The organism is Chitinophaga sp. 05T412, from assembly GCF_056396465.1.
In genome coordinates, this window is the sequence record NZ_JBFTLN010000004.1 from 344,696 (window position 1) to 365,920 (window position 21,225).

The 21,225-nt window shown below is 44.9% G+C and carries 12 protein-coding genes; all 12 read left to right on the plus strand.

Features of this window, described 5'->3' with window-relative positions; translation table 11 throughout:
• Window positions 1-8: 8 nt before the first annotated feature.
• Window positions 9-1,601: a RagB/SusD family nutrient uptake outer membrane protein gene (locus AC1DFM_RS11860; RefSeq protein WP_477076941.1), complete on the plus strand. Its 1,593-nt coding sequence runs from the start codon at window positions 9-11 to the stop codon at window positions 1,599-1,601.
• Window positions 1,602-1,887: 286 nt separating this feature from the next.
• On the plus strand, window positions 1,888-2,091 hold the full coding sequence (locus tag AC1DFM_RS11865; protein WP_477076942.1) for a hypothetical protein: 204 nt from the start codon (window positions 1,888-1,890) through the stop codon (window positions 2,089-2,091).
• Between the two features lie 90 nt (window positions 2,092-2,181).
• Window positions 2,182-5,340 (plus strand): SusC/RagA family TonB-linked outer membrane protein, encoded by a 3,159-nt coding sequence (locus AC1DFM_RS11870; protein WP_477076943.1) that lies wholly within the window; start codon window positions 2,182-2,184, stop codon window positions 5,338-5,340.
• Between the two features lie 25 nt (window positions 5,341-5,365).
• Window positions 5,366-6,940 (plus strand): RagB/SusD family nutrient uptake outer membrane protein, encoded by a 1,575-nt coding sequence (locus tag AC1DFM_RS11875; protein ID WP_477076944.1) that lies wholly within the window; start codon window positions 5,366-5,368, stop codon window positions 6,938-6,940.
• 19 nt (window positions 6,941-6,959) lie between these two features.
• On the plus strand, window positions 6,960-8,171 hold the full coding sequence (locus AC1DFM_RS11880; RefSeq protein WP_477076945.1) for a glycan-binding surface protein: 1,212 nt from the start codon (window positions 6,960-6,962) through the stop codon (window positions 8,169-8,171).
• A gap of 29 nt (window positions 8,172-8,200) precedes the next feature.
• Window positions 8,201-9,655, plus strand: coding sequence for a cellulase family glycosylhydrolase (locus tag AC1DFM_RS11885; RefSeq protein ID WP_477076946.1), 1,455 nt, complete (start codon window positions 8,201-8,203; stop codon window positions 9,653-9,655).
• Between the two features lie 24 nt (window positions 9,656-9,679).
• Complete coding sequence (locus AC1DFM_RS11890; protein ID WP_477076947.1) at window positions 9,680-11,608, plus strand: glycoside hydrolase family 97 protein; 1,929 nt, start codon at window positions 9,680-9,682, stop codon at window positions 11,606-11,608.
• Between the two features lie 67 nt (window positions 11,609-11,675).
• Entirely contained in the window at window positions 11,676-13,763 is a 2,088-nt protein-coding gene (locus AC1DFM_RS11895; protein WP_477076948.1) for a beta-galactosidase, read from the plus strand.
• Window positions 13,764-13,785: 22 nt separating this feature from the next.
• Window positions 13,786-14,679, plus strand: coding sequence for an alpha/beta hydrolase (locus tag AC1DFM_RS11900; RefSeq protein WP_477076949.1), 894 nt, complete (start codon window positions 13,786-13,788; stop codon window positions 14,677-14,679).
• An 80-nt stretch (window positions 14,680-14,759) separates the two neighbouring features.
• Complete coding sequence (locus AC1DFM_RS11905) at window positions 14,760-16,295, plus strand: GH39 family glycosyl hydrolase (protein ID WP_477076950.1); 1,536 nt, start codon at window positions 14,760-14,762, stop codon at window positions 16,293-16,295.
• Between the two features lie 126 nt (window positions 16,296-16,421).
• Window positions 16,422-18,512 (plus strand): discoidin domain-containing protein, encoded by a 2,091-nt coding sequence (locus AC1DFM_RS11910; RefSeq protein ID WP_477076951.1) that lies wholly within the window; start codon window positions 16,422-16,424, stop codon window positions 18,510-18,512.
• A 48-nt stretch (window positions 18,513-18,560) separates the two neighbouring features.
• The gene (locus AC1DFM_RS11915) at window positions 18,561-21,035 is read left to right on the plus strand and encodes a glycoside hydrolase family 2 TIM barrel-domain containing protein (protein WP_477076952.1); all 2,475 of its coding nucleotides are present in this window, start codon (window positions 18,561-18,563) and stop codon (window positions 21,033-21,035) included.
• Window positions 21,036-21,225 lie beyond the last annotated feature (190 nt).

A 21,225-nucleotide genomic window follows, 5' to 3' on the forward strand; every position in this document is an offset into this window, starting at 1 on the left:
AATTGGCGATGAAAAACTTAAAATCTTATATACTGTTTACCGCTTTGTTGTCAATGATGGCTTGTAAAAAAAGCTTTCTGGATACAGAAGATGTAACCTCCGCTACAGAACAAAATTTTTACAAAACACCCAATGATGCCTGGAAGGCGCAGGTAGGCGTTTATGATGGACTACAGCGTGTGTGGTCCGGGGGGATCGCTTTTCCTGTTGCCTCCACTGTCATGTCGGATGAGGCATTTGGTGGTACCGGCAATGCGGATGGTTTCGGCTATCAGATGATGGATGAATTTGACAAGCTTCGTTCCCCTTCTGATCAGGATATGTTTGGAGATTCATGGAGTCTTTATTATAAAGCTATTTATCGTGCCAATATGCTGTTGACGCATCTGGACGGGATAAATTGGGGTGGAAGCGCCGGTTTGCGTAACACCTATGAAGCGGAGACGAGGTTTATACGTGCTTACTGTTACTTTGATATGGTAAGATTATGGGGTAATGTTCCATTGATTACCAAGCCTACTACTGACAATGTGCCACAGGCAAATCCTGATGATGTGTATAAACTGATTACAGAAGATTTAAAATTTGCTGCCGCAAATCTGGCTACTACCAGTTATGGTGCGCAAGACCCTGCCACTCACGGCCGGGTCACCAAATGGGCTGCTGAGGCGTTGCTGGGTCGTGTATTTCTGTACTACACTGGCTATTACAACAAGCCAGATCTGGTAGGAGAAGTATCAAAAGCACAGGCGCTGGCTTATCTCCAGGATGTTATCAATAATGGTGGTTTTGGTTTGGTGGAGAAATTTGCCAACCTATGGCCTGCTGCCTCACTGAATAACTATGTAGGAGAAGATAATAAAGAAACCGTTTTTGCCATCAAGTATACTTATACCAGTACCTGGGACGGAAATGTAGATGGTAATACCTGGATGGTATTATATGGTATTCGTATTCAAAGTATTTATCCTTATGGAATGGGCTGGGGCGGTGCTACCGTGAATCCTAAACTCTGGAATGCGTTTGCGCCTAATGATACCCGCAGAAGTGCTTCTATCATCTCTATAAAAGATGAAAAACTTGATTTTCAGAATGTAAAAGACCAGCGGGAATATACCGGCTACACTATTAAAAAGTATACGCCTATGGCAGATGAGGCAGGAAAAAGTCTGGCGGAGAAAATGGGCGGAGCAAGTTTTATGATCAGCCAATACCAGGATTATGTGTCTATCCGCTATGCAGATGTATTGTTAATGGCCGCTGAATTAGGTGCCGCCGGTGCCCAAAATTACTTTGATGATGTGCGCAAAAGAGCATTGGGTGCTGCTTTTGTACAGATTCCGGTAAGCCAGGCCAATATCATGAATGAAAGAAGATTGGAATTTGCGGCAGAAGGAATCCGTTACTGGGATTTATTACGTCAGGGAATCAACGTAGCTGCAGCTGCCATAGCGGAATCATCGACCGTTCAAAATGGAGGTGTAAATACCACCAAAACCATTCTGGCATCCAAGGTAATAGAAACAAAAGGCCTGGTACAAATACCGAATACACAAATTACGTTGTCTAACAACGTGCTGAAACAGAACGCAGGCTGGTAAGCAGCCCGCGTTCCCCTTTCCCTTAAATCATCCATTCTAAATATATAATCAGGAAAGTCGGGTGGAATGAAGTTGCGGCTGTTGGATGAATGCAATCATGGTGTTCCCGGCTTTCCGGATTTTAGCAACCGGTTACTATTTCTATAGTGCAATAACCGGAGAAAGAAGAAATTATCAATAGAGAAAATGATAGGCTAATTGTAACATTTGAGGCCCATGATTGAATCAATCGGGCCCCCGCAATGATCCGTCATCGCTATACCTTTACAACATTTAATCCACGTATATGAAACTACAATTGACGTCACTCCACATGGCGGCTAATACTTCATTCAGGAAGCTATTGGCAGGCTATGTTGCCCATCGGGCAGCAGCGGGCCCTCCTTTTACCGTTATGAACCTTTTACCTTTTCATTTCCCCCGAACCGTTAAACGGGAAGTCGTCAGACCGTATGAAATAAAGCCGCTTCCTCAAAGCAGGGCGCTTTAACAGGCCGCTACCTGTCATGTATACACTGACCTTATGAAATGTCATCTCCGTCTGTAGGGGATATCATCTATTCCAGTAAAAAAAATCAACATGAAGTCAACCAAAATGATTCGCTTGCGAATACTACCGCTATTGGGTATCCTTTTGGGATTCCTTTCCAGCACCCCACTTTATGCACAAACAATGAAGATAACCGGTAAGGTTGTCAATAAAAACAATTCCTCACCTATCCCTGGTGCTACTGTTACCATAAAAAATACCAGCCGTTTCGTTATTTCAGATGAAGCCGGGAAGTTTACCATCGATGCTGCTACCGGAAATACATTGGTCATTTCCATCATAGGCTATCAAAAAAGAGAAGTTGTAATTAACAAAAGCACTTCCATTGAAGTGGCATTAACCGAAAATATTTCGCAACTGGGAGATGTGGTTGTGATTGGCTATGGCAAAGTAAGACGCCCTGATGTTACCGGCGCCATATCTTCTGTTTCCGGTGATGAAATCCGTAAAACACAACCTGTCACTTTTGATCAGGCACTGCAGGGAAAAGTGCCGGGCCTGGTAGCCCAGCAAATTTCAGGTCAGCCTGGCGGAGCTGTATCTGTACAGATCCGGGGCTTGTCGTCTTTTGGCGGAAGTTCACCGATGTATGTCATTGATGGGATTATTATCGGCGGTACCGCCACTTTAGGCACCGGTGTGAACCCGCTGGCCGGTATTAATCCTTCTGAAATTGAATCAATTGATGTATTGAAAGATGCATCTGCAACGGCCATCTATGGTTCCCAGGCAACGAACGGGGTGGTGGTCATCACCACGAAGCGGGGACAGGTGGCGCCGCCCAGCATTACCTACGATATGTACACCGGTTATCAGCAAATACCAAAGCGGTTACCCCTGATGAATTTAAGGGAATATGCTGCATTTATAAATGAGAGGAACACAGGACTGGGCTGGGGATTTGATACCCGTCCGGAATTTGTGAATCCCAAATACCTGGGCAATGGTACCAACTGGCAGAAGGAGCTTTTCAGAAATGCCCCCATGTCGAACCATACGCTTACCGTTAGTGGCGGCGATGTCAGAACACAATACCTGTTGTCTGGTTCTTATTTCAACCAGGAAGGTATCGCCCTGGGGTCCAATTTCCGCAGGATATCTTTAAGATTGAATCTGGACAATAAAACAACGGACTGGCTGAAAATAGGTACCAGTCTACAGTTGGTAAATATCAAAGAGAATGTAAATGCTACCGGCTCCAATGTTATTAATACCGCATTAAGCCAAACGCCAGATATAGCGGTGAAAAATGACGATGGCAGCTGGGGCGGTGCTTATAATCCCAACGGTTGGGTGAATAGTACGGTAAACCCCTATGCCATTGCCCTTATTAATAAAGATGAGGCCAAGAGAAACCAGCTTTTTGGCAACTTATATGCAGAAATAGCTTTTACCAGAGACCTCACCCTGAGAAACGAAGTAACAGGAAGCTTTTCCATGGCTACAGAAGATAGGTTTAATCCTTCCTATACCTTTGGTCTGGTAAAAAATAATACCAACAGTGGATCGTATAGTTTTTCCCAAAACTCCTATACTACGCTTAGGAATTTTCTGACCTATTCCCATTTGTTTAAAAACAGGTACAATGTAAATGTGTTATTAGGACATGAAGCGCAATTGGGTACGAATGAAAATTCCTATGCCGCAAGAAATAATTTCCCTTCTAATAATGTGCAGGTCATCAGCAGTGGAGATCCTACTACTGCTACCAATTCCGGAAGCAAAGGTCAAAATGCCCAGGAATCGTATTTCGGCCGCATCAACTTTGGCCTCAATGACAAATACCTTTTTACCGCCAATGTCCGGGGGGATGGCTCGTCAAAGTTTGCTGCGGATAACCGCTGGGTGACTACCTGGTCGGGTGCTTTTGCCTGGAAGTTGAATAATGAAGATTTTTTAAAGCAGGTGAAGGATGTGAATGAGTTAAAGCTGCGTTTGGGTTATGGTTTAACGAATAATCAAAACATCCGGGACTATGCCTATACCTCTACACTCGCTACTGTAGCTACCGGGCTGACAGGGATTGCACAGCTGACGCAAAATGTAGGTAATCCGTATGTGCAGTGGGAAAAAACAAAATACGCGAATATAGGTCTGGATGGTACACTGTTCAGCTGGAGAATAAATTTCTCAGTAGACTTTTACAATCGTAAAACAGATGGATTGATATTGCAGATTCCTTTGCCTTTATATTCCGGTACTTCTATTGGCTATTCACCCGGTTCACTGGATGCCCCATACGTGAATGTAGGAACTGTTAACAACAAGGGCTTCGATTTCAGAATCAGTTCTACCAACATTAAAAGGAAAAACTTCACCTGGAAAACAGATGTCACCGTTTCCCGCAATATTAATGAGGTACTAAAACTGAATACCGACGGTGCTTCGCTGAACAGACAATATAGCAAAACTGTGGTGGGCAGATCTATTGGAGAGTTTTACGGATACGTGATTGATGGTGGTGTATTTGCCACACAAGAAGATTTCAAAACCCACGCTTTGCCAACTAAAAATGGCGTGCCGTTACCAGTAGGCGCTTCCGGTGGAAGCATCTGGTACGGTGACCTGAAGTTCAAAGATTTTAATGGTGATCACGTGATTGATGAACGTGATCAAACATTTTTGGGATCACCTATACCGAAGTACCAGCTTGGATTCAATAATACTTTTTCTTATAAAAACTTTGACCTGAATATATTTTTTGCTGCCAACGTTGGTAACAAAGTATATAACCAAATGCGTATAAACGGGGAATATCCGGGTACGAGCTATGGATACCTCAGGGCACTACTGGATTATGCGAAACTTACTTTAATTGATCCAAAGGGAAGCGCCACTGATATTAATAATATCAGGGTGACTAATCCGGATACGAGGATTGTGGGTATCAGAAATGATAACACCAATGATAATAACCGGAACTCTGATAAGTTCGTTGAAGATGGATCTTTTTTGAGATGTAAAAATATCTCTTTAGGATATACACTCCCTGAAAGCCTGATATCAAAAGCCAACATTAAGTACCTGAGAGTGTACTTCAATGTTTCCAATGCTTTCATCATTACCAACTACAAAGGCATGGACCCGGAAATCGGTTCATGGGACCCATTGACCGCCGGCGTAGATGGTGGTTATTATCCGCAGCCACGGGTATTTACCATTGGTGCTAACATTAAACTGACTAAATAAATATTCATCTGTTAATATAAAAGTTATGAGATCAATATTGGATAAAATAATTGCGTTCCTGTTAATAGTCATAGCGATGACAGGATGCTCCAAAAGCTTTTTGGATCGTCCGCCATTGTCACAAATAAGTGCCGATAATTTTTATCAGAATACCAGTGACCTGAGGCTGGCAACCGCTGCATTGTATGCCGGCACACCCTGGGCAGACTGGAATTATAACTGTTATTTACCTGTTGGAGATGTGTTGAGCGGAAATATGGCCGTAGGTTACTGGGGAGATGCGGTGCAGTTGAATACGTTTACCGTTACCGGTATGAATGGCATTATGATTGCCAACTGGAAGGCGATGTATACAGTCATTGCACATTGTAATGTGACTATTAAAGCCATCCAGGAAAAAGCCCCTAACACCATTACGGATAAAGATAAGAATGCCGCTATTGCAGAAGCCCGGTTTATACGTGGATTCGCCTATTATAATCTGGCGGTGCAATGGGGCGCTGTTCCTGTTATTGAGGATAACAGCAAGCTGATTATTTCTCCGCTGATTAACCGTGTAAAAACGGAAGACGTATACAAGTTCGCGATCAACGACCTGACATTTGCCGCCGGACATCTTCCTACTGCAGATGCTGCAGGAAGAGTGACTACCTGGTCTGCACAAGGTATGCTGGCAAAAGTGTATTTAACAGCAGCCGGTTTGAATCAGAAAGGCAGCAGAAATCAGCAGTTGCTCGATAGCGCCGCAAAATATGCCGGCAATGTGTGCAAGAATAGCGGGCTGGCATTGGCCACTAACTATGCGGATCTTTTTAAAACCCAGTTTAATGACAACCCCGAATCATTATTTGCATTACAATGGGCGCCGGGTGGTGGCTGGCTGGAAGGTAACATGTTACAGATTTATTCCTCCGGCGGTACGGAAATATCAGCTAATGGTTCAGCGGGTTGGTTTGCTATCGGGCCAACTGTTGATATGTACAAGTTATATGCTACCAGCGATTCCGTAAGGCGTAAAGCTACTTTTATGATCAACGGTGACTACTATCCCGAATTGAATGCGGCAGGCGGAGGATTTAAGTTTACCGGAAACACTGGATTGAAAAAACATATTATCGGTACCAACAAGGATAATAGCGCGCCTACCATGAACTTAACCTCTTCTACAGAGCACAATGCTTTGTTAAGGCTGGCGGATGTTTATTTGCTGTATGCAGAAGCCCTGTTGGGTAACAATGCTTCCACGAGCAACGGTGATGCGCTTTTGTATTTTAACAAAGTGCGTACGAGAGCAGGAATGCTGCCTGCGCCGAAAATAGATGCTGACAGCGTACGGATTGAAAGAAGAATTGAACTGGCGGCAGAGGGGCAATACTGGACAGATCTCGTGCGGTTATCTTATTATAACCCGAAAAAAGCCATTGACCTGTTGGGAGGTGAAACACGCGTGAATTTTACGCTGCCAGACGGTGTTTTAACACCTGCAGCTCCCTGGGGAGTGATTACTCCACCCACTATTCAAAGCTTTACTTTCCCCATCCCTTCTTCAGAGGTGACTGCCAATCCGAAACTACTGGAACCACCGGTATCATATTTCTAACAACTAAAATGATTATACCGTGAATAAAGTAACCTTCCATCAATCATATAAGAGTTTACCGTTTTTAGCGCTTGCCGTGTTGTTTGCCTTTGTGCAATCTGCCTGTAAGAAAGATACCACAGGCGCAGCGCCGGAAATAACAAGTGTCAGGAATTACGCGGCCTCTCCGGCCGATACCCTGGTGCAAACTATCACTACCGGTCAATGGGTAGTGTTGATTGGGCGCCATTTAAAAGATGCCGTACAGATATCTTTCAATGGGGTACCGGCTTCCGTCAGCAGCATCATGTATTCTGATACCAGTGCAGCGGTGCTGGTACCGGCAATAATACCGTTTCCTTCTATACCTGCGGAAACCCTGAATACCATTCACTACGTTACCCGGCAGGGAGCCACTACATTTACATTCGGCATTGTGGCGCCACCACCTTCTATCACCAACATCTCCAACGAGAATGCCATCGAAGGTGACTCCGTTTACATCTCCGGGCTGAATTTATTTTTTATAAAAAATATCACCTTCGCCGGTGCTGCCATTACTCATTTTGCGGAAGTCAATGAGGGCACATCTGTAGGGTTTGTATTGCCAAAGGTAACCCAAAGCGGGCCTCTAGTGGTGACCACTAAATCAGGTGTTGCTACTACTCCTTATAACGTAAATGATGTTAAAACGGGTATGCTCTGCAATTTTGATGACATCGATTCACTTAGTTGGGGGCCCAGCGTTGACAACAGCAGCACGGCATTCCCAGGCAACAGAGGTTACTATGCCGTTATGAAATGCGGCATATTGCCGGCTGGCGATGGTAGCTGGTGGGACGGGGCGCGCAGCATCAATATCAGAAAAGTTCAATGGCTTCCTGCCGACAGCATAAACGTACCAGTTACTGATTATGCCGTGAAATTTGAAATCAATGTACCCACGGCATGGAGCGGTGTTTCTTTGTATGTAGTAAGAGGGGACTCATATGACTATATGGCCCGATATGAGCCATGGCAGGGCACTGCCGTTTCGCCTTTTACCACAAAGGGTTGGCGTACCGTAACGATTCCTTTATCCCTGTTCAGAACTAATGAGGGTAAAGGTACAGCTGCGGCTGACCTTACCACTTTGTTGGGCGGAACGGATAAGCAGGCAATAAATATCCGCACTAAAAATTTCTCCGGTTCTCCGTCAGCCAGCGGTTTACAGGCTGCCATTGATAATATCAGGGTGGTGAAAATTAAATAATGTCAATCACTTTAACCAAATATATGAATATGAAAATCAGCAGGTGGTATGCAACTTTTGGACTGGTCATGTTTGCAGTAGCGTTTGCATACTGCAGTAAAAAGAGTACCGTTACACCTACGTTGTCGGTGTCTTCATCCGCCATTACTTTTCAGCCGGAGGGAGGTGTGGAGGATATAGCTGTTACCAGTAATGTGGACTGGACCATCAGTAATTCCGCTTCCGGCTGGCTGCAGGTAAGCCAGACAACTGGCAAGAGTGGGAATGTGACCGTTCATATCACCACAACTGTCAATGCTACCGGAGCAGGCAGGTCCACCGTGTTGGAAGTGAACGCGGGAAACAGCCAGGTACGCCGGGTGAATATCCAGCAAGCCAGCAGCTTATATCCCAGCTACAATATTTCACCGGCACCGGCGGATGCCAGCGGCATGGGAAGCAATGCTGTACAACTGGCGGCCAAATTCAAGCTCGGTTGGAATATTGGAAATACGTTAGAAGCTATTGGCGGAGAAACCGCGTGGGGAAATCCGTTGATCACGGAAAGCTATATCAAGGCTATCAAGCAGCAGGGATTTAACGCCATACGGCTGCCTTGCGCCTGGAATCAGTTCTCCGACAAAGCTACTGCTAAGATCCAGGATGACTGGCTGAACCGCGTAAAACAAGTGATACAGTACTGCGTGGATAACGATATGTATGTTTTACTCAATATTCACTGGGACGGCGGCTGGCTGGAGAATAATATCAGCAAGGTAAAACAGGATTCTGTCAATGCAAAACAAAAAGCATTCTGGGAACAAATAGCCACCCGGATGCGTGATTTTGATGAACACCTGATGTTTGCCAGTGCCAACGAACCTGCTGTGGAGAATGCAGAACAGATGGCTGTTCTCGCCGGCTATCATCAAACTTTCGTCAATGCAGTCCGGTCTACCGGAGGCCGCAACAGCTACCGGGCATTGGTGGTGCAGGGACCATCAACGAATATTGAAAAAAGTAATGAGATGATGAATACGCTTCCTACGGATATCGTGAAAGACCGTTTGATGGTGGAGGTGCATTATTACTCTCCTCCCCAGTTCTGTATTCTGATGGATGGGGATGCATCCTGGGGTAAAATGGTTTATTACTGGGGCGCTGGCCACCATTCTACCATTGAGCCAGAACGAAATGCTACCTGGGGTGAAGAAAGCGATGTAGATAAATCCTTCGCTCTCATGAAAACGAAATTTACAGACAAGCAGATCCCCGTATTATTGGGAGAATACGGCACCTACCGACGTGGCAACAGCAGGTATGTGCCCAAAGATCTGGCTACCCATAATGATGCAGTGGATTATTGGCTGACCTATGTTACCAAACAGGCAATTGCCAACGGCGTAAAACCCTTTTATTGGGATACTGGTGGCGCATTGGACAGACGTAATAATACAGTGCTTGATCAACGCACGATGAATGCTCTCAGAGCGGGTGGTAATTAACTATTAAGTACAAACATGATGAATATGAAATTTTCGATTGGCGTTTTTTCCTTTTTTTCTTTTTGCGCATTGTCATCGTTGGCTCAAAAGGTAACGGTGCAATCGCCGGATCAGCGGATCAGTGTTGCTTTATTTTCTACTCAGGATAACAAGGAGGGAGGATGGTATCTCAAAGCATCTTACAATAATCAGGGAAAGATGGTGGAAGTGATTCCTCGTATTGATATTGGGCTGGTGCGTAACGACCAGGAATTTTCAAAGGAACTAAAGTTTCTTAACGCAGGTAAATCCAGGTTAATTCACGAGCAGTATACTGCATTACATGGTAAGAGATCAGTTTGTACCAACGACGGAAATGAAGTAATCATCTCTTTCGAGAACCCTTCCAAAGCAAAAATGAATGTTGTTGTGAGAGCATACAACGATGGTATTGTTTTCCGTTATGCGTTTCCCGAAAAGCAAGGGACGTTTGTGGTAAAGGATGAACTGACTGCTTACGCCATTCCAAAAGAAACAAGCCGGTGGATGGAAAAATGGAATACGCCGAATGAAGAATTTTATACTTACATGAGTGATAGCAGCATTCAAAAACAGCAATGGTGTTATCCGGCGCTTTTTAAGTTAAAAGATAATGCAGGTTGGTTCCTGTTACATGAAGCCGATGTAACAGGAACCTATTGTGGTACGAAACTCAGTAACACAAAGGATGAATCCACTTACAAGTTGACATTTCCGGATCAGAGAGATGGAAAAGGACAGGGTGCATCACAACCTACCATTACGTTGCCCTGGGAATCTCCCTGGCGCGTAATCATGGCTGGTTCACTTGCGGATGTTGTGGCATCTACATTGACAGATGATGTTGCCGCTCCTTCTGTTGTAAAGCATACCGACTGGATTAAACCAGGAGTTGCTTCCTGGAATTATTGGTCCCATAATCATGGTACCATGGATTATAAAGTTGTTTGTGAGTTTGCCGACCTGGCAGCGGAAATGAACTGGCCCTATACCTTGCTCGACTGGGAATGGGATGCCATGGGTAATGGAGGAAACCTGGAGGATGCCATTCAATACATTCATTCAAAAGGTGTGAAACCGTTGATGTGGTACAATTCGGGTGGCCCTCATACGGATGTTGGCGCGACACCCCGCGATAGGATGCTAACACATGAAAAAAGAGTGGAGGAATTTACAAAATTGAAGAAGTTGGGTGTTAAAGGTATAAAAGTTGATTTTTTTGAGAGCGAGAAGCAGGATATGATCAAATATTATCTCGATATCCTGAAAGATGCCGCTGAATTTGAAATAATGGTTTATTTCCACGGTTGCCTGGTACCGAGGGGGTGGACAAGAACCTATCCGAATCTGATGACGCATGAAGCCGTACGTGGAGCAGAATGGTATAACTATGACCCTAATTCAACCCTGGCTATGCCATCACATAATGCCATTCTACCTTTTACCCGCAATGTGGTAGGCCCCATGGATTACACACCTGTTACCTTTACTAACTCTCAATTTCCACATATTACGTCCTATGGCCATGAACTGGCACTGAGTGTGGTGTTTGAATCCGGCATTCAACACCTGGCCGACCGTCCGGAGGGCTATCATCAGTTGCCCGATGCGGCCAAAACATTTTTACAGGAAGTGCCTGCGGCTTGGGATGATACCCGGTTACTGGCTGGTTATCCCGGTAAAGAGGTAGTGATGGCACGTCGTAAAAATAATGCCTGGTTTATTGGCGGCATTAATGCCGAAATGTCTGAGAAGAAGGAGAAGATAAATTTCAGCTTTCTGCCGGAAGGGATGAAATATAAGCTGACACTAATAAGCGATGGCAAGCACGATAAAGCATTTACAACCCGGTATCTGGTAGTCGATAAATCCAGTTCTGTAGAAGTCGAAATGCTTCGCCGCGGTGGATTTGTCGCAGTAATGAAGCCAATATGAGTCGCTGCCATTTTCGTCATACGCAGAAATGAGGTGACTGAGATTTAATAATGAAAATAATGGTTAGATGAATAAAAGTATGATAGTTGTGCTGATGGCAACTTTAATGGTAGGGTTAAGTGCAAGGTCGCAGCAGACCAGTCCCTTTTTTCCGGCAAAGAACCTGATCACTACGGGCATCTATTATTATCCCGAACATTGGGATGAAAGCCAGTGGGATAGGGATATAAAGAAGATCGCCGACATGGGATACGAGTTTGTACATGTGGCAGAATTTGCCTGGTTCAGGTTGGAACCCGAAGAAGGGAAATTTGATTTTGCCTGGCTGGATAAAGTGATCCTTCTCTGCGAAAAATATCACCTGAAAGTGCTGATGTGTACACCATCGGCCACCATGCCGGCCTGGATGCGGGATAAATATCCTGAAACTTATTTAATGTATGGCAATTACATTCGCGGCGAACATGGCACACGAGGCCTTGGCTCCAATGCGAATGAAAAGTATAGATTTTTTGTAGAAAGAGCGGTAACGGAATTGGCGAAGCACTACGGACAGAATAAGACCGTGGTGGGCTGGCAGCTGGATAATGAGCCGGATGCCAAAACTGATTATAGTCCTTCTGCACAGGCAGGATTCCGGAAATGGCTGCAACGCAGGTATAAAACTATTGAGGCGCTGAATACCGCCTGGGGAACGGCTTTCTGGAGCCAGCGTTACAACGGGTTTAGCCAGATTGTGATACCCAATATCACATTGGTAAACTGGTGGGGAAATAACCCACATGCCTTGCTGGATCTGAAGAGATATTCTGCAGATGAACAGGCCGATTTTCTCGATTTTCAGGCGGCTGTTTTAAGAAAATATATTACCCCGAATCAGTATGTCACTACCAACTATACAGCCGTTTCTCCGTTGGCCAATCCACGGCTGACCAGGAAAATGGACTTCGCCACCTATACTGCTTACCCCAATGGCGGCGCTGGCAACATGGGGAGTTTGGGTTTCAGACTAGGAGATAGCAGGACGGTTTTGTTTGCGTCTGAATATTATAAATCAGTAGGAGGAGTGACCGGTGTAATGGAAATGCAACCAGGCCCCACCAATTGGGCAGGGCAAGCCTCCCTGCTGTTACCTGGCGCTGTCAGAATGTGGTTGTATCACAGTTTTGCAGCCGGTGGCCAGCTTGCGTGTTCTTACCGTTTTCGTCAGATTTTGTATGGGTCAGAACAGTATCATGCTGCAGTTATTAAAACGGATGGCGTAACGCCTTCGCAAGGAGGCATAGAATATATACAGTTTAACAGAGAGATACGGGAACTACGTCAACACTATCAACCAGGCGCGCAGTTACCACAAAAGTTAACGGCACGGAAAACCGCCGTTGTATGGAATCTGGAGAACTATTGGACCATCGATCGGCAGAAGCAAAATGTACGTTGGGATTCCTGGAACTATCCGGTGAAGTTTTTGGAAATGGCGAAGTCTCTTGGCGCTCCTGTAGATGTGGTGGATGAAAAAACAGATTTGTCAGCTTACAAGGTAGTCATTATTCCCGCCTATGAAATGGCTGACCCGGAATTAATTAAAAAATGGACGCATTATGTGGAGCAGGGAGGGCATTTAATTATCACCTGCCGTACCGCCACTATGGACCGCAATGGACATTTTTGGGAGGGAGAAACAGCGGCCCCGCTATCTGACTTAATTGGTGCTCACATTACCACAACAGATATGATTCCGCCAAATAGTAAAGGTGATATGCTGGCTGGTCAAAATCATTACTCCTGGAATATCTGGGCAGATTTATTGAAGCCTGATGATAACACCACAGTGTTGGCCAACTACAATGATCAATTCTATAAAGGCACTGCAGCTGTTGTAAAAAGAAATATCGGTAAAGGCGCGGTAACATACATTGGCGCGGTGACCGACGATATGAAGCTGGAAAAGGAAATACTGAAGAATAACTATCAGGAAGCCGGCGCCGACGTCGAAAATTATCCACCGGGCATATATGTTTATTGGCGCGATGGATTTTATGTAGCGGTGAATTATTCTTCTGACAGGTATGACATGAGTTTACCTTCCGCCGCTAAAATTTTGGTGGGAGAAAAAGTACTGGAACCTGCAGGCGTATTGGTTTGGAAGGAATAGAATAACGCTTAAAAAAAGTAAAATGAATAACAGGTATTTATTTATTTCGATAGTATTTATCGTAGCCAGCCATATCTCCCTGGCACAAACAAATAATGTAACAGATACCATTCCCACATTTCCCGACCCGCCAGTTGGGTACAATGCACAGGATAATAAGATAGCTCACGGCAAATTAACAGCTGTCCGGTACGACTCAAAAACGCTGGGAAAGCAGCGGGAAATGAACGTATATACGCCTCCGGGATATTCCGCTGACAAGAAATATCCGGTGTTGTATCTGATACATGGTTTAGGAGCAGACTATCGCCAATGGACGGAATGGTGCCAGGCAGACAATATTGCAGATAACCTGATAGCAGCGGGTAAGATGCAGCCCATCATAATAGTGTTCCCCAACGGTGATGCTAAACTGACGGTAACAGATACGGCAACCGCCAGTCGTTCCGGCAGAGCAGATGGTTTTGAAGGCTACCGGAAACCATTTGAAGAGGATTTATTGAAAGATATTATTCCTTACATCGATGCACATTATTCCACGATTAACGACAATGAACATCGTGCGATAGCGGGTTTGTCAATGGGCGGAGGACAATCGTTGAATATAGGGTTACATCACCTGGAGACGTTCGCCTACGTCGGTGGATTTTCCTCGGCGCCTAATACGAATAAGTTTGGTGGTATGTATTCCGACGTCAAATTCATTCCGGATGTTCAGGCTGCCCGGGACAAAATGAAATTGCTATGGATAGGATGCGGGACTAAAGATGGTCTTTTCGGAATTAGTGAAAAGGCACATTTATATCTTAATGAAATAAGTGTGCCCCACATCTGGAATGTAGATACAAACGGGCATGACAACAACGAGTGGGATCGCAATCTGTACTTGTTTTCCCGGAAAATTTTTAAGCAGTAGTAAGAAAGGTAAATATATCAGCAGATGAAAAAGAATATCATTCTTTTGATGCTCGTGTTTTTGCCGTTGCAAAAACATTGGTGGCACAAAGGATAAATGAGAAGAAAGCCGTTGCGCCCGAACGCGTAATCAATATCGACTTTAATAAAGCAGCCGGCAAGCTCAACACTATGTTTAATGAGTGTGTGGGCGCCGGCCGTGCCAATGAAGGACTTAGGGCAGATTGGCAACGGCAGCTGGTATATGTAAGAAAAGAATGTGGATTCAGATATATCCGTATGCATGGTCTTTTAACAGATGATATGGCGGTATATACAGAAGATAGTAAAGGAAATCCGGTGTACAACTATATGTACATCGATGTGTTGTTTGACTTTTTACAAAGTATTGGCATGAAACCCTTTGTTGAACTTGGTTTCATGCCATCCGCATTGGCCAGTGGTGCTAAAACCATTTTCTGGTGGCGTGGTAATGTGACGCCTCCTAAAGATTATGGAAAATGGGCGGCATTGGTGAAGGATCTCACCCGGCATTTTACAGAGCGGTATGGTGCTGAAGAAGTAAAAACCTGGTATTTCGAAGTGTGGAACGAACCTAACCTGGATGGTTTTTGGGCAGGTACGCAGCAAGATTATTTCAAATTATATACTTATAGTGCGAAGGCGATCAAAAGTATAAATGCCGCTTATCGCGTAGGGGGGCCGGGAACCGCCGGCGCTGCCTGGGAGCCTGAAATGATAGCCTATTGCGATAAGCATCAGGTACCAATAGACTTTATAAGTACACATGCCTATGGTGTTAAGCAGGGCTATCTGGATGAGTTTGGCCGCTCTGGTACGGTGCTCGATAAAAATCCCATGAGTATCAGCGGTGATGTGCTCGAATCGCGTAAGGAAATTGCCACTTCAAAGATGCCTCATCTGGAACTTCATTACACAGAATGGAGCGCCTCTTATACGCCGGCAGATCCTATTCACGATAGTTACCACGAAGCCGCATTTGTGTTGCAAAAACTAAAACAGGTAGGCAATGCTGCCAACTCTATGTCATACTGGGTATTTACCGATATTTTCGAAGAGCCCGGTCCCCGTTTTACACCATTTCACGGAGGCTTTGGAATGCTGAATACACAGGGTATCAACAAACCCGTATTCTACGCTTATCAGTTTTTAAACAGGCTGGGAAATATTGAATTGGTAAACAGGGATGCTACTTCCTGGGTATGCAAGGATTCAACAGGAAATATCGGTATCCTCGCCTGGGATTTTACAAATACACATCCGGGCGACTCTGTACACAACCAGCAATATTATATCCGTGATCTTCCTGCCAAATCGAAAGGGAAATTAAAGGTCAATATAGCAAACGTACCTGAAGGTAACTACGCACTGGATGTATATAAAGTAGGCTACCATAGCAATGATGCCTATTCCACCTATTTATCGGTAGGCAAGCCGGCACAACTGACCAGACAGGAAGTTGAACAAATAAAGAAGCAAAATGATGGTTCGCCCATAGCCCGGGAAATGGTGACTGTAAAAGCCGGTGTTCCTTTTACAAAAGAGCTGGAGATCCGTGAAAACGATGTTTTCTTTTTAAATATCATCAAGCTGTAATGATATAGCTCAATGGGCAGAAAGCAGCAGTTATAACCAGCAATGGACCATGGGAAGGGTTACCCTGATGCGGCAAACAATGGTCGCAGATACCTTGTCATCTTAGATCCCAATAATATTAACACTATGACCATTAGTAGGATGAGACATTTACTGTGTGGAATTACTTTTTTCCTGTGTGCAACCAGTATTAACTATGCCCAGGTAAAGGCACCGGAACCTTTCGGACCGGTGCCAACGGAAAATCAAATGAGATGGCAGGAGATGAAGTATTATGCTTTTGTCCATTTTTCCCTAAATACCTATACAGACCAGTCGTGGGGATTTGGCAATGAAGATATCGGACTATTTAATCCGTCGAAGCTGGATTGCCGTCAATGGGCCCGTATATGCAAAGAAGCAGGTATGAAAGGTATTATACTTACCGTAAAGCATCACTGTGGTTTTTGCCTCTGGCCTTCTAAATACACGGAATACTCCGTAAAAAATGCGCCCTGGAAAAATGGCCACGGAGATGTAGTGCGTGAATTGGCCGATGCCTGTAAGGAATACGGCTTAAAGCTGGGCATCTATTTATCGCCCTGGGATAGAAACAGTCCGGATTATGGAAAGCCGGAATATATCACTTATTTCAGAAATCAGCTGACGGAACTCCTCACTAACTATGGGCCGATTTTCGAAGTGTGGTTTGATGGTGCCAATGGCGGTTCAGGCTATTATGGTGGGGCTAATGAAACACGTACCATTGACCGCACCACCTACTACGACTGGCAGAATACGTATCAGCTGATCCGCAAACTTCAGCCTGACTGCGTAATATGGAATGATGGTGGCGATAGGGCAGATCTGCGCTGGGTAGGTACCGAAGGGGGAGTAGTGGGGGAAACAAACTGGAGTTTGCTAAATGCCAAAGGTGAGGTAGAATGGAATATGTTGCATCATGGCCTTGAAAACGGCGACTCCTGGGTGCCGGCAGAAGTTAATACGTCTATCCGGCCAGAATGGTTCTATCATCCACATGAAGATAGCCAGGTAAAAACAGTTCCACAATTAATGGACACCTATTATAATTCCGAAGGACGTAATGGTACATTACTACTTAATTTCCCAATCATGCCTAATGGGTTGATTCATCCAAATGATGAAACGGCCGCACTTGGACTTGCCAGGGCTGTAAAAGAAGCTTTTTCCGTAAATCTAGCTGCCAACAGGAAGGCAGCAGCTTCCAATGTTCGCGGAAATGCCAGCGCATTTGGAGCCGGGATGGCTGTTGACAATAGTAGTAGTACCTACTGGGCTACTGATGACGATGTAACTACCGCGTCGCTGACGATAGATCTTGGTAAGCCCACCACCTTCAATCGTTTCCTGGTGCAGGAATATATCCGGTTAGGACAACGCGTGAAAGCCTTCACTGTGGAGGCCCTGGTGGATGGAACCTGGAAACAGGTGGCAAAAGCAACAACAATCGGTTATAAGCGAATACTGCGCTTCCCGGCTATAAAGGCAACGCAGGTACGCTTTACTATCACCGACTCGAAAAGCTGCCCTGTAATTGCTGATATCGGTATTTATAATGCTCCGCAAATGCTTGCCACTCCTGTTATTACCAGAAATCAGTCGGGTGAAATAACAATCACTCCGGCAGATGCGGAGTCGGTTATTTACTACACACAGGACGGTGGGCAACCTACTTCCAAATCAAAGAAATACACCGGACCCATTCCGTCAACAGGGAAGCTGGAGATAGCTGCTATTGCCTTCGAATCAGCTACGGGAAAAAGTAGTCCTGTGTGCCGGGAGAAGTTTGATATTTCCCGGAAAGACTGGAAAATCATGGGGCTAAACGATGAAAAAGCTTACCTGATCCTCGATGGGAATCCATCTACCACATGGCATCAGGGCAAAGGTCAGAAAATGCCTGTTGATCTGCTAATCGATCTGGGAAGTGTGCACCAGCTCTGTGGTTTCAAATATCTGCCGGATCAGGGCAGTACCAGTGGTACAGTGGCTAAATACCAGTTTTTCATTTCAGCGGATAATACAGAATGGAAACTGGCAGATGAAGGAGAATTTCAAAATATCAGAAACAATCCGGTATGGCAAACGAAAAGCTTTACGCCGGTAAAAGCACGCTATGTGAAGCTTCGCGCCCTGAGTGAGCTAAACGGCCATCATGATGCAGGATATGCAGAAGTGGATGTGATCACCAGGTAATGAACCGGAGATTTTTTGGAAGATAAAAATTTATAAGCATTTTATTTTATGAAAAAGATAGCAAGGGTAGTAGTGACATTGACGGTAGCATTTATTTATCAGTCCTCATGTTATGCCCGGACTGTTATGCCGGAAACATTTCTGCAGAAGAACGCCGGCATGCCGTTAACAAAAAATGACACTCGCAGCGGTATTGAAAGGAAACAATTATTTGATGACGGCTGGAAGTTTTTTTTAGGCGACATGCCTGATGCCAAAGCAACATCCTTCAACGATATGGACTGGCGAAACCTGGATTTGCCGCACGACTGGAGTATTGAAGGTGCAATAACCCCTAAAAATCCTACAGGTGGTCCTGGTGGATATTTCCCTACAGGCATTGGATGGTATCGAAAAACCTTCTCCGTTCCGGGCGAATGGAAAGGCAGGCAGTTGTCGATTTATTTCGAAGGTGTTTATATGAATGCCGAAGTTTTTATTAATGGAAAATCGCTTGGTATCCGTCCATACGGTTATTCTTCGTTTAGTTATGATTTGTCGCCTTACCTGGAATATGGTGGAGAAAATGTTATTTCAGTAAGGGTAGATAATGCACAGCAAATAAATACCCGTTGGTACAGTGGATCAGGGATTTATCGACACGTTTGGATGTTGACGACTGATCCCATACATGTAGCACAATGGGGTGTGGCTATTTCAACTACTGGCGTTTCTGCTCAAAAGGCTACCGTTCAGATAAAAACGCTGATAAAAAATGAAACCGCCATTAGCCAAAGCATTACCCTGAAGACATCTCTTCTGAATAAAAATGCTAAAAATGTGGGTAATGATCAGATGCAAGTATCGCTGCCAGCGAATAGCGAAAAGGAGATTGTCCGTGTTATAACGGTATCCAATCCTTTGCTTTGGTCGCCGGAAACCCCCAATTTATACCAGGCACAAATACAGATTTCGAAAGATAAAAAAGTAGTGGATGATACTCAGTCTGCTTTTGGTATCCGATCCATAAAATTCACGCCTGAAAACGGTTTTCAGCTCAACGGAAAAACAATAAAAATAAACGGTGGGTGTGTACATCATGATAACGGTTGCCTGGGAGCCGCTGCTTTTGACCGCGCGGAGGAGCGTAAGGTGGAACTGTTGAAGGCGGCTGGTTTTAACGCTGTAAGAACTTCCCATAATCCGCCTTCTGAAGCGTTCTTAAAAGCCTGTGATGAATTAGGCCTGTTGGTGATGGATGAGGCTTTCGACTGCTGGAAAATAGGCAAGAATAAAAATGATTATGCCCGGTATTTTGATCAGTGGTGGAGCCGTGATTTGGAAGCACTGGTGAAGCGCGACTTAAATCACCCTTCTATTATTATGTGGAGTATTGGAAACGAGATACCGGAGAGGGGCGATCCGGAAGCCGTGAAAACTGCCAAAATGCTGGTAGAGGATATCCGGAAGATAGATGTTTCCCGTCCTGTTACCTCTGCTGTTGTGGAGAAGAACAACGGATGGGAGATATTTGATTCGCTGATGGCTGTACATGACGTAGCGGGTTATAATTATCATTTATATAATGCGCCTGCTGATCATCAGAGAGTGCCGTCGCGAATAATTGTTCAAACAGAATCTTATCCGCGGGATGCATTTAAAAATTGGGAACTGGTACACGACAACAATTATGTGTTGGGAGACTTCGTGTGGACAGCAATGGATTATCTGGGAGAATCGGGAATTGGTCGATGGTATTATTCAGGAGAGGTACCAGGGGAGCACTGGGAACATGATCTTTTCCCCTGGCATGCGGCTTATTGTGGTGATATAGACCTGCTTGGATGGAGAAAACCTATTTCTCATTACAGGAGTATGCTGTATAATAAAGGAGCGCAACTCTACCTGGCCGTTCGGGAACCGGCGCCTGCCCCCATGGAAATCAAAGAAACGTGGTGGTCGGTATGGCCTACCTGGGAAAGCTGGACATGGCCTGGGTTTGAAGGGAAAGATGTTCAGGTGGAAGTTTATTCAAAATATCCCAGGGTACGGCTTTACCTCAATAACAAACTTATAGGCGAGAAAGCGACTGCCCGTGAACAACAGTTTAAAGCAACATTTACAGTTCCTTACACGCATGGGATACTGAAAGCGGTAGGAGTAGAAGATGATAAAGAAGTGGAGTCCAAATGGCTGCAAACCGCTGGTGTTGCGGCAAAAATAAAGTTGACCGCTGATCGCAAAGCAATATCGGCAAATGGGCAAGACCTGACTTACATTACCGTGGAGATAACAGATGCAGATGGCGTATTTCAGCCCAACGCGGTAAACCGCCTGCATTTCAGCATTGAGGGACCTGGGGTTATCGCGGGAATAGATAATGCGGATATTAAGGATACAGACCTCTATGTGGGCGATACACGTAAGGTATGGCATGGACGTGCGTTAGTGGTTATCAGAAGTAGGCAAAAAGCCGGCGATATTCAGCTGAAGGTAGCTTCACCCGGTTTATCAGAAAATGCAGTAAGTATACAAGCACGGTAGCACTACCAATTTAAGGGTGTATCTGGCTGATCCGTCGGCCAGATACACCCAGATGGTTATTTCTCCTTTGCACACCATCAGGTATGGAGAAGGAGAGCGCTTTGTGATGTTAGTGTTATGTATTCATCTCACAAAAATATTTTCAGGCAACCTGCGTTTATAGTTTTCCGTATATATTTATGATTGTCAT

Coding starts and splice junctions, on each gene's coding strand:
- AC1DFM_RS11870 (WP_477076943.1), top strand. CDS start 2,182: ATGAAGTCAACCAAAATGATTCGCTTGCGAATACTACCGCTATTGGGT.
- AC1DFM_RS11860 (WP_477076941.1), top strand. CDS start 9: ATGAAAAACTTAAAATCTTATATACTGTTTACCGCTTTGTTGTCAATG.
- AC1DFM_RS11885 (WP_477076946.1), top strand. CDS start 8,201: ATGAAAATCAGCAGGTGGTATGCAACTTTTGGACTGGTCATGTTTGCA.
- AC1DFM_RS11875 (WP_477076944.1), top strand. CDS start 5,366: ATGAGATCAATATTGGATAAAATAATTGCGTTCCTGTTAATAGTCATA.
- AC1DFM_RS11900 (WP_477076949.1), top strand. CDS start 13,786: ATGAATAACAGGTATTTATTTATTTCGATAGTATTTATCGTAGCCAGC.
- AC1DFM_RS11915 (WP_477076952.1), top strand. CDS start 18,561: ATGAAAAAGATAGCAAGGGTAGTAGTGACATTGACGGTAGCATTTATT.
- AC1DFM_RS11890 (WP_477076947.1), top strand. CDS start 9,680: ATGAAATTTTCGATTGGCGTTTTTTCCTTTTTTTCTTTTTGCGCATTG.
- AC1DFM_RS11895 (WP_477076948.1), top strand. CDS start 11,676: ATGAATAAAAGTATGATAGTTGTGCTGATGGCAACTTTAATGGTAGGG.
- AC1DFM_RS11865 (WP_477076942.1), top strand. CDS start 1,888: ATGAAACTACAATTGACGTCACTCCACATGGCGGCTAATACTTCATTC.
- AC1DFM_RS11910 (WP_477076951.1), top strand. CDS start 16,422: ATGACCATTAGTAGGATGAGACATTTACTGTGTGGAATTACTTTTTTC.